Source organism: Pseudomonas sp. TE4620 (assembly GCF_056279045.1).
On the sequence record NZ_JBWBQO010000001.1, the window covers coordinates 1,053,256 to 1,067,140 of the forward strand.

At 62.8% G+C, this 13,885-nt stretch carries 6 protein-coding genes and 1 other RNA gene; 6 read left to right on the forward strand and 1 reads right to left on the reverse strand.

Features of this window, described 5'->3' with window-relative positions:
• Nucleotide 1 precedes the first annotated feature (1 nt).
• The 6 genes from smc to ACZ9A3_RS05080 all read left to right on the forward strand — a co-directional run bounded on the left by smc (nt 2) and on the right by ACZ9A3_RS05080 (nt 13,094).
• Nucleotides 2-3,490 (forward strand): chromosome segregation protein SMC, encoded by a 3,489-nt coding sequence (gene smc, locus ACZ9A3_RS05055; RefSeq protein WP_476252195.1) that lies wholly within the window; start codon nt 2-4, stop codon nt 3,488-3,490.
• A gap of 204 nt (nt 3,491-3,694) precedes the next feature.
• Nucleotides 3,695-4,564 carry a cell division protein ZipA gene (zipA, locus tag ACZ9A3_RS05060; protein ID WP_045200443.1) on the forward strand — a complete coding sequence of 290 codons (870 nt, stop codon included), beginning with the start codon at nt 3,695-3,697 and terminating at the stop codon, nt 4,562-4,564.
• 80 nt (nt 4,565-4,644) lie between these two features.
• Complete coding sequence (gene ligA, locus ACZ9A3_RS05065; RefSeq protein ID WP_476252196.1) at nt 4,645-6,999, forward strand: NAD-dependent DNA ligase LigA; 2,355 nt, start codon at nt 4,645-4,647, stop codon at nt 6,997-6,999.
• A gap of 60 nt (nt 7,000-7,059) precedes the next feature.
• Entirely contained in the window at nt 7,060-8,232 is a 1,173-nt protein-coding gene (locus ACZ9A3_RS05070; protein WP_258597102.1) for a zinc-binding metallopeptidase family protein, read from the forward strand.
• Between the two features lie 116 nt (nt 8,233-8,348).
• An RNA gene (gene ffs, locus ACZ9A3_RS05075) (signal recognition particle sRNA small type) lies at nt 8,349-8,445 on the forward strand.
• Between the two features lie 362 nt (nt 8,446-8,807).
• Nucleotides 8,808-13,094 (forward strand): dermonecrotic toxin domain-containing protein, encoded by a 4,287-nt coding sequence (locus ACZ9A3_RS05080; RefSeq protein ID WP_258597104.1) that lies wholly within the window; start codon nt 8,808-8,810, stop codon nt 13,092-13,094.
• Nucleotides 13,095-13,098: 4 nt separating this feature from the next.
• Here ACZ9A3_RS05080 and ACZ9A3_RS05085 read toward each other — a convergent pair whose 3' ends face one another.
• Entirely contained in the window at nt 13,099-13,872 is a 774-nt protein-coding gene (locus ACZ9A3_RS05085) for a substrate-binding periplasmic protein (RefSeq protein ID WP_258597106.1), read from the reverse strand.
• Nucleotides 13,873-13,885 lie beyond the last annotated feature (13 nt).

Consider the following 13,885-nt stretch of genomic DNA (forward strand, 5'->3'; position numbering starts at 1 on the left):
CATGCGCTTAAAGTGCATTCGCCTGGCCGGGTTCAAGTCGTTCGTCGACCCGACCACGGTCAACTTCCCCAGCAACATGGCAGCGGTGGTCGGGCCCAATGGCTGCGGCAAGTCCAACATCATCGACGCGGTGCGCTGGGTGATGGGCGAAAGCTCGGCGAAAAACCTGCGTGGCGAGTCGATGACCGACGTCATCTTCAATGGCTCGACCAGCCGCAAGCCAGTGAGCCAGGCCAGTATCGAACTGGTCTTCGACAACTCCGACAGTACCCTGGTCGGTGAGTACGCGGCGTATGCGGAAATCTCCATTCGCCGCAAGGTGACCCGCGACGGGCAGAACACCTACTACCTTAACGGCGCTAAATGCCGGCGCCGGGACATTACCGATATCTTCCTCGGCACCGGCCTGGGCCCGCGCAGCTATTCGATCATCGAGCAGGGGATGATCTCCAAGCTGATCGAAGCCAAGCCCGAGGACCTGCGCAATTTCATCGAAGAAGCGGCGGGCATCTCCAAGTACAAGGAGCGCCGGCGCGAGACCGAGAACCGCATCCGCCGTACCCACGAGAACCTCGAACGCCTGACCGACCTGCGCGAAGAGCTCGAGCGCCAGCTCGAACGTCTGCATCGCCAGGCCCAGGCGGCCGAGAAGTACAAGGAATACAAGGCCGAGGAACGCCAGCTCAAGGCGCAACTGGCAGCCCTGCGCTGGCAGGCCCTGAACGATCAGGTCGGCCAGCGCGAAGCGGTGATTGGCGATCAGGAAGTGGCCTTCGAAGCGCTGGTGGCCGAGCAGCGCAATGCCGATGCCAGCATCGAGCGCCTGCGTGATGGCCATCACGAGCTGTCCGAGCGTTTCAACCTGGTGCAGGGGCGTTTCTATTCGGTTGGCGGCGATATCGCCCGGGTCGAGCAGAGCATCCAGCACGGCCAGCAGCGCTTGCGCCAGTTGCAGGATGACTTCAAGGAAGCCGAGCGCGCGCGCCTCGAAACCGAGTCGCACCTGGGCCACGACCGCACGATGCTCGCCACCCTGGGCGAAGAGCTGCAGATGCTCGAACCCGAGCAGGAGCTGACCCTGGCCGCCGCCGAAGAGGCCGCCGCCACCCTGGAAGACGCCGAAACCACCATGCACGGCTGGCAGGAGCAGTGGGACAGCTTCAACACCCGCTCGGCCGAACCTCGGCGCCAGGCCGAAGTGCAGCAGGCGCGTATCCAGCAGCTGGAAACCAGCCTCGAGCGCTTGGCCGAGCGCCAGCGCAAGCTTGGCGAAGAGCGCGACCAGCTCAGCGCCGACCCGGAAGACGCGGCAATCCTCGAGCTGGGCGAGCAGGTGGCCAGCAGTGAATTGCTGCTCGAAGAACTACAGCTAGAAGAGCTGCAGGTCGTCGAGCAGCTAGAAACCCTGCGCGAACAACTGCAGCAGGCGGTGCAGGCCCAGCAGCAAGCCCAGGGCGAATTGCAGCGCCTGGGCGGCCGCCTGGCTTCGCTCGAAGCCTTGCAGCAGGCGGCGCTCGACCCCGGCACCGGCACCGCGCAATGGCTGCGTGAGCAGGGCCTGGAGCAGCGTCCGCGCCTGGCTGAAGGCCTGCGCGTCGAGCCGGGTTGGGAACTGGCGGTGGAAACCGTGCTCGGCGCCGACCTGCAGGCGGTAGTGGTCGAAGACTTCAAAGGCCTGGACCTCAGTGCCTTCGATCAGGGCGAGTTGCGCCTGCTCGCCAGCCGTGGCGAAGGCGTGCGTATTCCCGGCAGCCTGCTCGACAAGGTCGAGGGGCGCATCGACCTGGCGCCCTGGCTCGGCCAGGTCAAACCGGTGGAGAGCCTCGATCAGGCCCTGGCCTTGCGCGCTCAGCTGGCAGACGGGCAAAGCCTGATCAGCCGTGACGGCTACTGGGTTGGCCGGCACTTTTTGCGTGTCAGCCGCGCCAGCGACGCCCAGGGTGGCGTACTCGCCCGTGGGCAGGAACTGGAGCGCCTGGGCCAAGAACTGCAAGAGCATGAAGCGGCGCTGGAGCTACTGGAAACCAGATTGCAGGAACTGCGCGAGCAGCAGCAAGAACTGGAAGAGCGCCGCGAGCAGTTGCGTCGCAGCGCCCAGGACCAAGCGCGCCAGCAAAGCGAGCTCAACGCCAGGCTCTCGGCCGGCAAGGCCCGCGCCGAGCAGTTGAGCCTGCGCCGCCGGCGTCTGGAAGAAGAGCTCGCCGAGCTGCTTGAACAACGCAGCATCGAGCACGAAAACCTCGGTGAGTCGCGCCTGCAGCTGCAGGAAGCCCTCGACCTGATGGCCCAGGACACCGAACAGCGCGAACTGTTGCTGGCCCAACGCGACAGCCTGCGCGAGCGCCTCGACCGGGTGCGCCAGGAAGCCCGCCAGCACAAGGACCACGGCCACCAGCTGGCCGTGCGCCTGGGGTCGCTGCGCGCCCAGCACGATTCCACCCGCCAGGCCCTGGAGCGGCTGGAGCTGCAGTCCGAGCGCCTGAGCGAAAAACGCGAACAGCTGACCCTGAACCTGGAGGAGGGCGAGGCACCGCTCGAAGAGCTGCGCCTCAAGCTTGAAGAGCTGCTGGAAAAACGCATGAGCGTCGACGACGAGATGCGTCAGGCGCGCCTGCACATGGACGAAGCCGACCGCGAGCTGCGTGATGCCGAAAAACGCCGCACCCAGGCCGAACAGCAATCGCAGTTGCTGCGTGGCCAGCTCGAGCAGCACCGCCTGGAGTGGCAAGGGCTGAGCGTGCGGCGCAAGACCTTGCAGGAGCAACTGCTCGCCGACGGTTACGACCTCGACGGGGTGCTGGCGACCCTGGGCGAGCAGGCCAGCGAGCAGGAAGCCGAACAGGAGCTCGAACGCATCGATGCGCGTATCCAGCGCCTGGGTGCGATCAACCTGGCGGCCATCGACGAGTACCAGCAGCAGTCCGAACGCAAGCGCTACCTGGATGCCCAGGACGCCGATCTGGTCGAAGCCCTGGACACCCTCGAGAACGTCATTCGCAAGATCGACAAGGAAACCCGCAACCGCTTCAAAGATACCTTTGATCAGATAAATGCCGGATTACAGGCACTTTTCCCAAAAGTTTTCGGTGGTGGCAGCGCTTACCTGGAACTGACGGGCGAAGATCTACTCGATACAGGGGTGACGATCATGGCGCGGCCACCGGGCAAGAAGAACAGCACCATCCACCTGCTCTCGGGCGGTGAGAAAGCGCTGACCGCCCTGGCCCTGGTATTTGCCATTTTCAAGTTGAACCCGGCACCGTTCTGCATGCTCGATGAAGTCGATGCGCCACTGGACGATGCCAACGTCGGGCGTTACGCCCGGCTGGTGAAAGAGATGAGCCAGACGGTGCAGTTCATCTACATCACCCACAACAAGATTGCCATGGAGATGGCCGATCAACTGATGGGCGTGACCATGCATGAACCGGGGTGTTCACGGCTGGTGGCGGTGGATGTGGAGGAGGCGATGGCCATGGTCGACGCCTGATTTGAAGCAATAACGCGTGAACCTGCGGTAAATGGCCCTGTCAGTTGCGACAGACGGTGTAAAGTTATCTTTGGTCGTGCTAGCTTAATGTCACTTATTTTTTTGCGTGGGTAAAACGCCTGTCAGAACATAGAGTTGGCGCCACGTTTTAAAGGGGTTTAAACCCTTTATTTTTCAGCATTTTTTACAGAGGCACGGGATTACATGGAAATCGGTCTGCGCGAGTGGCTGATCGTCATCGGCATTATTGTCATTGCCGGTATTCTTTTCGACGGCTGGCGCCGCATGCGCGGCGGCAAGGGCAAGTTGAAATTCCGTCTGGACCGCAGCTTTTCCAACCTGCCGGACGATGACAGCTCCCCTGAAGTGATCGGTGAGCCGCGTGTGCTCGACAACCACAAAGAGCCAGCGCTGGACGAACACGATCTGCCGTCGATGAGTGCCGGGCGTGAGCGTGAGCGTGAACCCAAGGTCGGCAAGAGCAAGCGCAACAAGCGCGGCAGCGAGCCTCAGCAGGGCGACCTGAACCTGGCCGCCGAACCGCGTGAGCCGGACCTGTTTGGCAATGCCGACGACGACTTCCCGGATGAAAGCCCGAAAACCAGCGGCTACGGTTCCGCGCCGGACAAAGACCTGCCGCCGGTTGAAGAAGTACTGGTGATCAGTGTGATTTCCCGCGATGAAGGCGGCTTCAAGGGCCCGGCATTGCTGCAGAACATTCTTGAAAGCGGCCTGCGCTTTGGTGAAATGGATATCTTCCACCGTCACGAAAGCATGGCCGGTAATGGCGAAGTACTCTTCTCGATGGCCAACGCGGTCAAGCCCGGTGTGTTCGACCTCGACGACATCGATCACTTCAGCACTCGCGCGGTGAGCTTCTTCCTCGGCCTGCCAGGCCCGCGTCACCCCAAGCAGGCCTTCGACGTGATGGTGGCGGCAGCGCGCAAGCTGGCCCACGAACTCAATGGCGAGCTCAAGGATGACCAGCGCAGCGTGATGACCGCGCAGACCATCGAGCACTACCGCCAGCGCATTGTCGAGTTCGAGCGCCGCGCGCTGACCCAGAAGCGCTAGTAGGAGCGGGCTTGCCCCGCGATAAGAAACACGCAAGAGCAGCCAAGGCTGCTCTTTTGCTTTGCAAGAGACGACACACCATGACCGCCGAATCCCGAATCCTTGAGCTGCGCGCCGAGCTCGACCAGCACAACTATCGCTACTATGTGCTCGATGAGCCGAGCGTGCCAGACGCCGAATACGATCGCCTGTTCAATGAACTCAAGGCCCTGGAAGCTGAACACCCGGAGCTGGTGACCGCTGACTCGCCGACCCAGCGTGTCGGTGGCTCGGCGCTTTCGGCGTTCAGCCAAGTGCGTCACGAAGTGCCGATGCTCAGCCTGGGCAACGCCTTTGAAGAAACCGACCTGCGCGAATTCGACCGCCGCGTGGTCGAGGGCCTGGACCTGCCGGCCGGTGACCTGCTGGGTGATGGCGCCGCCGTCGATTACAGCTGCGAACCCAAGCTCGACGGCCTGGCGGTCAGCCTGCTGTACCGCGACGGGCAACTGGTGCAGGGCGCCACCCGTGGCGATGGCACCACCGGCGAAGACATCAGCGTTAACGTGCGCACCGTGCGCAACATTCCGCTCAAGCTGCAGGGTGAGGGCTGGCCGACGGTGCTGGAAGTGCGCGGCGAGGTGTTCATGTCCAAGGCCGGTTTCGAGCGCTTGAACCAGGCGCAGATCGACGCCGGCGGCAAGACCTTCGCCAACCCGCGCAACGCTGCCGCCGGCAGCCTGCGCCAGCTTGATTCGAAAATCACCGCCAGCCGCCCGCTGGAGTTCTGCTGCTACGGCGTCGGCCAGGTCTCGGCGCCGATTGCCGACACCCATATCGGCACCCTGGAGCAGCTCAAGGCCTGGGGCATGCCGATCAGCCGCGAGCTGCGCCATGCCGCTGGCGTTGCCGAGTGCCTGGAGTACTACCGCGATATCGGCGCCCGGCGCAACGAGCTGCCTTACGAGATCGACGGCGTGGTGTTCAAGGTCAACAACCTGGCTTCCCAGCGCGAGCTGGGCTTCCGTGCCCGTGAACCACGCTGGGCGATTGCCCACAAGTTCCCGGCCATGGAAGAGCTGACCGAAGTGCTGGATGTCGAGTTCCAGGTCGGCCGTACTGGCGCGGTAACTCCCGTGGCCCGGCTCAAGCCGGTCAAGGTGGCGGGTGTGACGGTGTCCAATGCCACCTTGCACAACATGGACGAAGTGGCGCGCCTGGGGTTGATGATCGGCGACACGGTGATCATCCGCCGCGCCGGCGATGTGATCCCGCAGGTCATGCAGGTGGTCACCGAGCGTCGCCCTGAAGACGCCCGTCCGGTGCACATTCCTACCGCGTGCCCGGTGTGCGGCTCGCAAGTCGAGCGCACCCAGCTGGTCAAGCGCAGCAAGGGCAAGGAGACCGTCAGCGAGGGCGCCGTGTACCGTTGCGTCGGCCGCCTGGCCTGCGCTGCGCAGCTCAAGCAGGCGATCATCCACTATGTATCGCGGCGGGCCATGGACATCGAAGGCCTGGGCGAGAAGAGCGTCGAGCAACTGGTGGATGAAGGCCTGATCCGTTCGCCAGCCGACCTCTACCAGCTGACGTTCGAGCAGATTGTCGACCTCGAGGGCTTTGCCGAACTGTCGAGCAAGAACTTGCTGGCGGCGATCGAGGCGAGCAAGCAGCCGGGCCTCGCGCGTTTCATCTATGCACTGGGCATCCCGGACGTGGGCGAGGAGACCGCCAAGGTCCTGGCGCGCTCGCTGGGTTCGTTGCAGCGGGTCATGGCGGCGTTGCCGCAAGTGCTGACCTACCTGCCGGATATCGGCCTGGAAGTCGCCCACGAGATCCACAGCTTTTTCGAAGACCAACACAACCGCACAGTGATCGCCCAGTTGCTTGAGCGCGGCCTGCAATTGCAGGATGAAGGCGAGCTGGGCGCCGAATTCGCTGCGAGTACCACCTTGGCCGGGCTGATTGCCAAACTGGATATTCCCTCGGTCGGGCCCACCGGTGCCGAGAAGCTGGTGGCCAAGCTCGACAGCCTGGAGAAGATCATCGCCGCCGATGGCATCGACCTGCGCCAGGCCCTGGCGGCCAAGCCGGCTGAAGCGGTGCGCGCGTTCTTCCAGGTGCCTGAGAATGCCGCCCTGGCCCTGGCTATCGAAGCGCAACTGCGCGACTTCGGCATGCACTGGTCGAGCGAGAAGAAAGTCGCCGAAGGCTTGCCTCTGGCCGGCCAGACCTGGGTGCTGACCGGTTCGCTGGAGCGCATGAGCCGCGACGTGGCCAAGGACAAGCTGGAAAGCCTGGGGGCCAAGGTTGCGGGCTCGGTCTCGGCCAAGACCCACTGCGTGGTCGCCGGCCCCGGCGCCGGCTCGAAGCTGGCCAAGGCCAATGAGCTGGGCCTGAAGGTGCTGGATGAAGATGCTTTTGTCAGCTTCCTGGCCGGGCAGGGTATCGAGGTCTAAAGGCGGCACTGGTGGCGTTCGCCATGGTCTAGTCTTGGCAGGCAGCCAGGAGGGATCGCCATGTACCGTTTTTTCGAACAGCTGGGCGCCAGGATCGCGGCGCCCTTCGTCAGCCAGCAGCAGCGTCCGGATCGGGTCTGGCAATGCCGGTGTGGGCAGTCGGTGTTCTTTCGCAACAGCCAGTGCCTGGCCTGCCAGTCGGCACTGGGCTACTGGCCGCTCAGTAACCGTGTCGCCAGCCTGTCGCCCGGCCCTGCAGAGGGGCTCTGGCTGCTCGATGGCGAGCCTGAAGCCGGGCCGCTGCGTCGCTGTGCCAACCTTGACACCCCGGCGGCCTGCAACTGGCTGCTGGCCGAGCATGAGCCCGACAACCTGTGCCTGGCCTGTCGCCTGAACCGCACCATCCCCGACCTTGGCATTGCTGAAAATCACCCGCGCTGGCGCAAGCTGGAAACCGCCAAGCGCCGGCTGACCGCGCAGCTGTTGCACCTGGGCTTGCCGGTGGAGCCGAAAAGCGCGCAGGACGGCCCGGGCCTGGCCTTTGATTTCATCGGCGTCGATCTTGAGGGCAACGCGCCCATCACCGGCCATGCCAATGGCCTGATTACTCTCGACGTGCGCGAGGCCGATGATGACTGGCGCGAGCGGGTGCGCGTGCAACTGCACGAACCCTATCGCACCCTGCTGGGCCACCTGCGTCATGAAGTCGGTCACTACTATTGGGATCGTCTGATTGCCGACAGCCATTGGCTCGACGGCTTTCGTGACCTGTTCGGTGACGAGCGCGAAAGCTACAGCGAGGCGCTGGAACGTCACTATCAGCAAGGGGCGCCAAGTGATTGGGCGGCTGCTCACGTCAGTGCCTATGCGACCATGCACCCCTGGGAAGACTGGGCTGAAACCTGGGCACACTACCTGCACATGACCGATGCGCTCGACACCGCGCTGGCACTGGGCATGAATGCCAGCAGCCTGGAGCTGGACTTCCCGCCGTTCACGCGTGAGGACCTCTATCGCCCGGACGACCCCGGGGCAAAGGAGTTTCTCGCCTTCATCAATGCCTGGGTCGAGCTGTCAGCAATGCTCAATGAGCTGTCGCGCAGCATGGGCCAGGTGGATCTCTATCCGTTCGTGCTGGGCAAAGCGGTGGTTGCCAAGCTGCACTTTATCCACCTGCGGGTCACCCAGCCAGCGCCCCCGATAGCCGACCAAGCGGGTGCTGCGCTCCCGTGAAGCAATGCCAAGTCATTGAGTGGTGATGGTTTTTTTAAATTTAGTGGTTGTATCTTGAGTTGATGCCGGTACAATGGCGCGGCTCGTCGCCAGATGAGCATGCGTTATGGTGACCCCATCGGTCCCCCCGCAACGATTACCCGTGAACCTGGTCAGATCCGGAAGGAAGCAGCCACAGCGGGAACATTGTGTGCCGGGGTGTGGCTGGTGGGGTCGCCACCCATATTGCCTGTTGGCGCTCTGCATCACCTCCTCTCTAAGATTTTTCCAAAACGCTGGCGCAACAACCTACGTTGCCGTTTTTCGCGCGCGTGCGATAACCCTGTAGTGCCGTGGCTGCTCGACAGCCCTGTAGTGTCTGTGGTTTTGGACCTACAGGGAGAGTATTCATGTCAGCCCCCGAGCAAGTACCTTCAGCGGCCACATCACCTGCGGATTTTTCCGCCGCCAGTCTCAATCTCGAATTCCTTCGCCAACAGCTACCTGCCTGGTTGCGTTCTGCTGCGCCAGCACTGTTGGCAAAGCTGAGTGTCAGCATGCGTGCCTGCGAGGCCAGTCGGGCGGCGCGGGCCCGCTTGCTGGCGCCGCTGCAGTCGGTTCAGGTGTTTGCCCAGGCGCGATTCGACGAGGCGTTGCGTCGACGCTTCGGTTCGAGACTAAAACCCACGGGTGATCGTTTGATTCGCGTCAATCGGCTCCTTGGCGCCTGGCAACCCCCTGGCCTGGATTGGCTATGGAAGCGTAACTATAGCGAGCAGGGATTGCTGCAAGCGGCCTTGCACAATTTCACTGCCGCTGAGCAGCAGAGTGATAGCGCCCTGGTCAGGATGTCATCCTTTCGCCATGCCGGTAGGCGAGTGCAGGGCGTCAGTGTTTTGGATTTCGTCAGGTTCTGCCGCGAACTGGATCTGGGTGGGCAGTATCAAAAACACATTGACTCGGTGTTCGATCCCGATGGCGTTGTCGGCATTCCCCAGTCGACCCGTGAGCTGTTCCGGGAGTGTGACCGTTACGCCTTGCAGGTCGATGCTCATGTGGCGCTGATGCGCGGGGCAATCAGCGCGCCAATGTACAAGCAAGTGCTTGAAATCAGTGAACTCAAGACCGGGATCCGGGAGCAGGGCGTGCCGCTACGGCTCAAACGGCTGAAGCTGGCGGGGATCGAACTGCGTGGGGTCAGTGTTTTCGAGTTCAGTTTTCAGCCGCTGGGGCATCTGGCCGCGATTCAGCGGTCCTGGGTCCGCTTGCTGGTGCACATCCCCCAGGACCCGTTTTCACCCCTCAAGGAGTACGCCGGTTGGGATGAGTTCGAGCAGGACCTGGCCGGCAAGCTGTCCCGGGACAGCTACCGGCAGTTCTTTATGCGTTTGGCATTGCGTCGTCAATGGCCGGCGCTTCATACGCAGCTGCAAAACCGGCTGTTTGAACAGCGCAATGGCCAGCGAGTGGTGCTGTCCAGTCCGTCCTTGGCGCTGGATGCCATCCTGCGGCCGGAGCCGCTGTTCGAGGACTTGTTCAATCAGTGCTTGGAGCAGCTTCAGGATGATGCCCGTTTCATCGCGGTGCCCACCGCAACGCTGGATGCCAGCGAACGCCAGGCCGCGCTGGACAATGCGTTGGAAATTGGCCTGGATGTGCTGGGTCTGGCGGCCTTTGTGGTGCCAGGTGTAGGTGAGGTGCTGTTCGGGGTGGTGGCCAGCCAATTGATGAAAGAGGTGTTCACCGGGCTGGATGATTGGGCTGAAGGTGATCGTCATGAGGCGTTCAATTGCCTTACCCATGTTGTTGGCGAAGTGGCCGGGCTGGCGGCCGGGGCAGTCGTTGTCGGCACGGCGGCAACGCTGGTACGCAACTCGGCACTGTTCAAGGCGCTGGCCCTGGTGAGAAAGGATAATGGCGCGCTACGTCTTTGCTTGCCTGACCTGAAGCCCTATGCCCTTGACCTGGACTCGACGATTGCCGGGACGGCGTCCGAGCAAGGTATTTACCAGATCGGTGAACAACAGGTTGTGCGCATCGAGGACAGTTTCTATCGCGTCGAGCAAGACGCCGAGACGGGGAGCTGGCGCATTCGCCATCCCGTGCGCAGTGGCGCTTGGGCGCCGGTGCTGGAACACAATGGCAAGGGCGCCTGGCGCAGCCGCTTTGACAGTCCACACCGCTGGCAAGGCAGTCAGTACCTGTTTCGTCGACTGGGCCCCAGTGTTGAAGATCTCGGCGATGAGGAGGTAACTTCGGTACTCGCCGTCAGTGGTGCCGATGAAGCACAGTTGCGTCAATTGCATCTGCATCGGCGTCCACCCAGCGGGGCTCTTGTGGATGCCTGCGAGCGGGCGCGGCTGCAGCGGCGCTTGCAGCGTTTTAGCCAGCAGTTGCAAAACCCGGCAGCCGTAGCCGATGAAAGTTTGCTGATGCGCGCGTTGCAACTGATGTCTTCTTCGGCGGATGAGCCGGCGCCGCAAGGGCAAGTGCAGGAGTGGCTCAAGGCAAACTGGCGGCGATTTTTCGAGCACTGCCTGGCCGCCGAGCGGCCACCTGTATCGTCCCTGGTGGCGCGTGATTTCCCTGGCCTGGAGCCGGCCATGGTCGAGGAAATCGAAGCCAGTGCCACCAGCGCTGAGCGCTTGCGCATGGCTGACAGCCGTCGTGTGCCCCTGCGGCTGGCCAGGCAGGCGCGGCAAGCTTTGGGTGAGACACGGCTGGCGCATGCGCTGGAGGGGTTTTTCTGGCCGCAAATGGCCAACACTGATTGTGACCGGCTGCTGCTGCATATGCTGATGCAGGACCCGCGCTGGCCTGCGGCGCTGGAACTCGGTATCGAAGGGGTCGGTCCTGCGGTGCAGGGCCCGACCCTGATCCGCCGAGGCGACCTGTACATCGACGGTCAACGGCCTGAAGCTGCGCCTCGCGACCTGCTTGAGCTGGCGTGGGAACTGGCCGGGCTGGACGTTGCAGAAGATCTGCCGGCCTTGCGCCGTCAGCTTGGCGTACAGGCCGGTGCACAGCGGGCCATGGTTGGACGCGTATTGGGGGGCGTACATGAGCGGTGGTGGACGCCGCTTCAGCGTTTTGCCGATGGTCGCCTGGGCTATGCCCTGAGTGGGGGCGGGGCACGGCTCCCGGTGTCACCCCGTTCCATTGAAGAAGAAATCCTTGAGCTTTACCCTGACTATTCAGCTGAAGAGATCGCCGCTTACCTTGAGCCCTATCGTGCTCGACCCGCCGAGGCCCGCGCGCTGTTGCAGCGCCGTCGCGAAGAGTTGCAAGGGCTGCAATCCGGGCTGCGGCGCTGGCAAGGTGCTTCAGTGGACAGTGAGCAGGCGCTCGGTCGCCAGCAATTCAGCGAGCGCCTGGTCCAGGCCTGGCGTCACCAGTCGTTGAGCATACGCACGCCATTAGGGCGAACCCTGGGTTATCGCCTGGATCTGGGAGGCCTGATGGTTGGCGAATTGCCCGAGTTGCAGGCGGTGGACCTGCATCATGTGCTGGAGCTGGATATGGCAGGCATGAACCTGGCGGCCGTGTCGGCGGATTTTCTCGCCCACTTTGGCCGTCTTCGTTATCTGGATCTTTCCGGTAATGAGCTGGCCCTGATTCCGCCAGCAATCGAAAATCGCCTGAGCTTGCAAAACCTGCGCCTGAGCAACAACCGGATTGTGCTTGATGCCCGCGATGCCGCGAGAATAGGTGATCTTTTGAATCTGGACAGCCTCCACCTGGAGGGCAACCCTCTGGGCATCCCGCCCGATGTGAGCAGGCTGCCCCAGCTACGTATCCTGACCTTGAACAATACCGAGATCACCCGCGTGCCGGAAAGCCTGCACGATCGCTCAAGGCTGGAGTGGGTCGACCTGAGCGACAACCAGATCAGCCAGTTGCCCGAACACTTCCTTGAAGAACCACGCAGTTTTTTGCGCATGATCGAGCTGGAAGGTAATGCATTGACCGACGAGCAGTATCGACGGCTACGTCGGCTACAGGCGCCGCCGACGCCTGTGCGGTTGCCGGGCGGTGATGCCGCACAACAATTCTGGACTGCTCCGGCGTCTGCCAACCGCCAGCTTGTCGAGTATTGGCAGCGACTGCGCAACGAGCCCCAGGCCGGCAATTTGATGACAGTCCTGGAGCGCTTGGCCCAGACCGTCGAAGCGCAGGAGCAGTCAGAGTCGATGCGCACACGGGTCGCGGGGATCTTGCATTACGCCGTCGAAGGGCCGATGGCCGAAGACCTGTTGCGCTTTGCCGGTGATCCGCAACAGAGCATAGGTCATCCGTTGCTGGCGTTTGAGAATCTGGAAAGCAGGGTTCAAGGGCATCGCGCCTTGCTGTATGCCTTGCAGGAGCACGGGCCGCGACAACTGCTGGATTTCGCCCGGGCCTCCTTCAATCGTGAGGAGTTGCGGCGCTTTGTGATCGATCAGGTGCTGCTGGAGCCCGAACTGTTTGCGCGCAGAGACGAGTTGCAGTTGCTTTACCAACAAGAGCTGTACGGGCGGCTTGCGTTGCCGGGCGATGCCCGGGATCTGATCCTCACCGATCTTGCCCTTTCAACCGCGCAGCTCGACGCGGCGCTGGCCCATGTGCAAGGGGCGCAGGTACAGGCGCGCTTGCCGCGCTTCATGACCAGGCAACCGAACTGGGTCGAGTACCTGCATCAGCGGCATGCCTCGGCGTGGCTTGAACTGGATACCCGCTTCAATCAGCTCAGCGCTGCGCAACGGTTACGCGAGGCCAGCCTGCCCGAGGCCGAACGTTTGCAGCTTGAACGCGGCCGGCAGTTGCAACAGGCGATGGATGAGGCCGCGCTGTTGCTGCGGTTGACCCGCGAAGCGCTGGGCATACCGGCTGCCCCCGGTGGCTGACCGGTCATGAGGGCGGCGGGGAGCTTGATTGGGGCGGTTGTCCACGGATGTGTGTATAGCGCTCGATCATTCGTTCAATCTCCCCGGACGCTTTCAATCGCAGCAAGGCCTGCAGGATGCCTTGTACCGGCAAGGCCGGATCGTTACGCACCAGGCAGGCCAGGGTCTGCTCCTCGACCACAGTCAGCGGGCGCAGTTGCTGCTCAGAAGGGAGTTGCCGGTTGAACCAGTCAAGCGACAGCTGGTTGCTGATGGCATAGTGGTAACGGCGGGCGTGCAACTTGTTCAGCACCAGCAGTTGATTGCGGCTGTCCTCGCGATGCAAATGGCCGCTGGCAAACAGCGGTTCGATGGTCGAGTAGGTGTAGCCGAGCACGGTGCCAATGGCCTGGGGCGCCAATTGCGTGGGCGTCAGCGGCGGTGTCTGGTCGGGTTGACCGACCAGCCAGTCGCGTTGCTGAAAAAGCGGCAGGCTCCACAAATAGGCATCCGAGGTAGTGTTCAGCCAGGACTGGGCAACATAACAGCGCACATCGACATCGCCGTTGTCCATGGCTTGCTGCAGGCGCAGGCGCGGGAGGACGTGAAATTCGGGGTGATGCCCGACCTCGCGGGCAACAGCGAGCATCAGGTCATGCAAAATACCTTCGACCGGCTGCTCCTGCTCCACCCGAATCAGCGGCATGGCCCAGCTCTCGGCCACCGAAAAGCGCAGCACCGGTTGCTGCGCGAAGCTGGCAGAACTGATCAGCAGCAGTGCACCCACGATTCGCCACATGCTGCATCCTCCC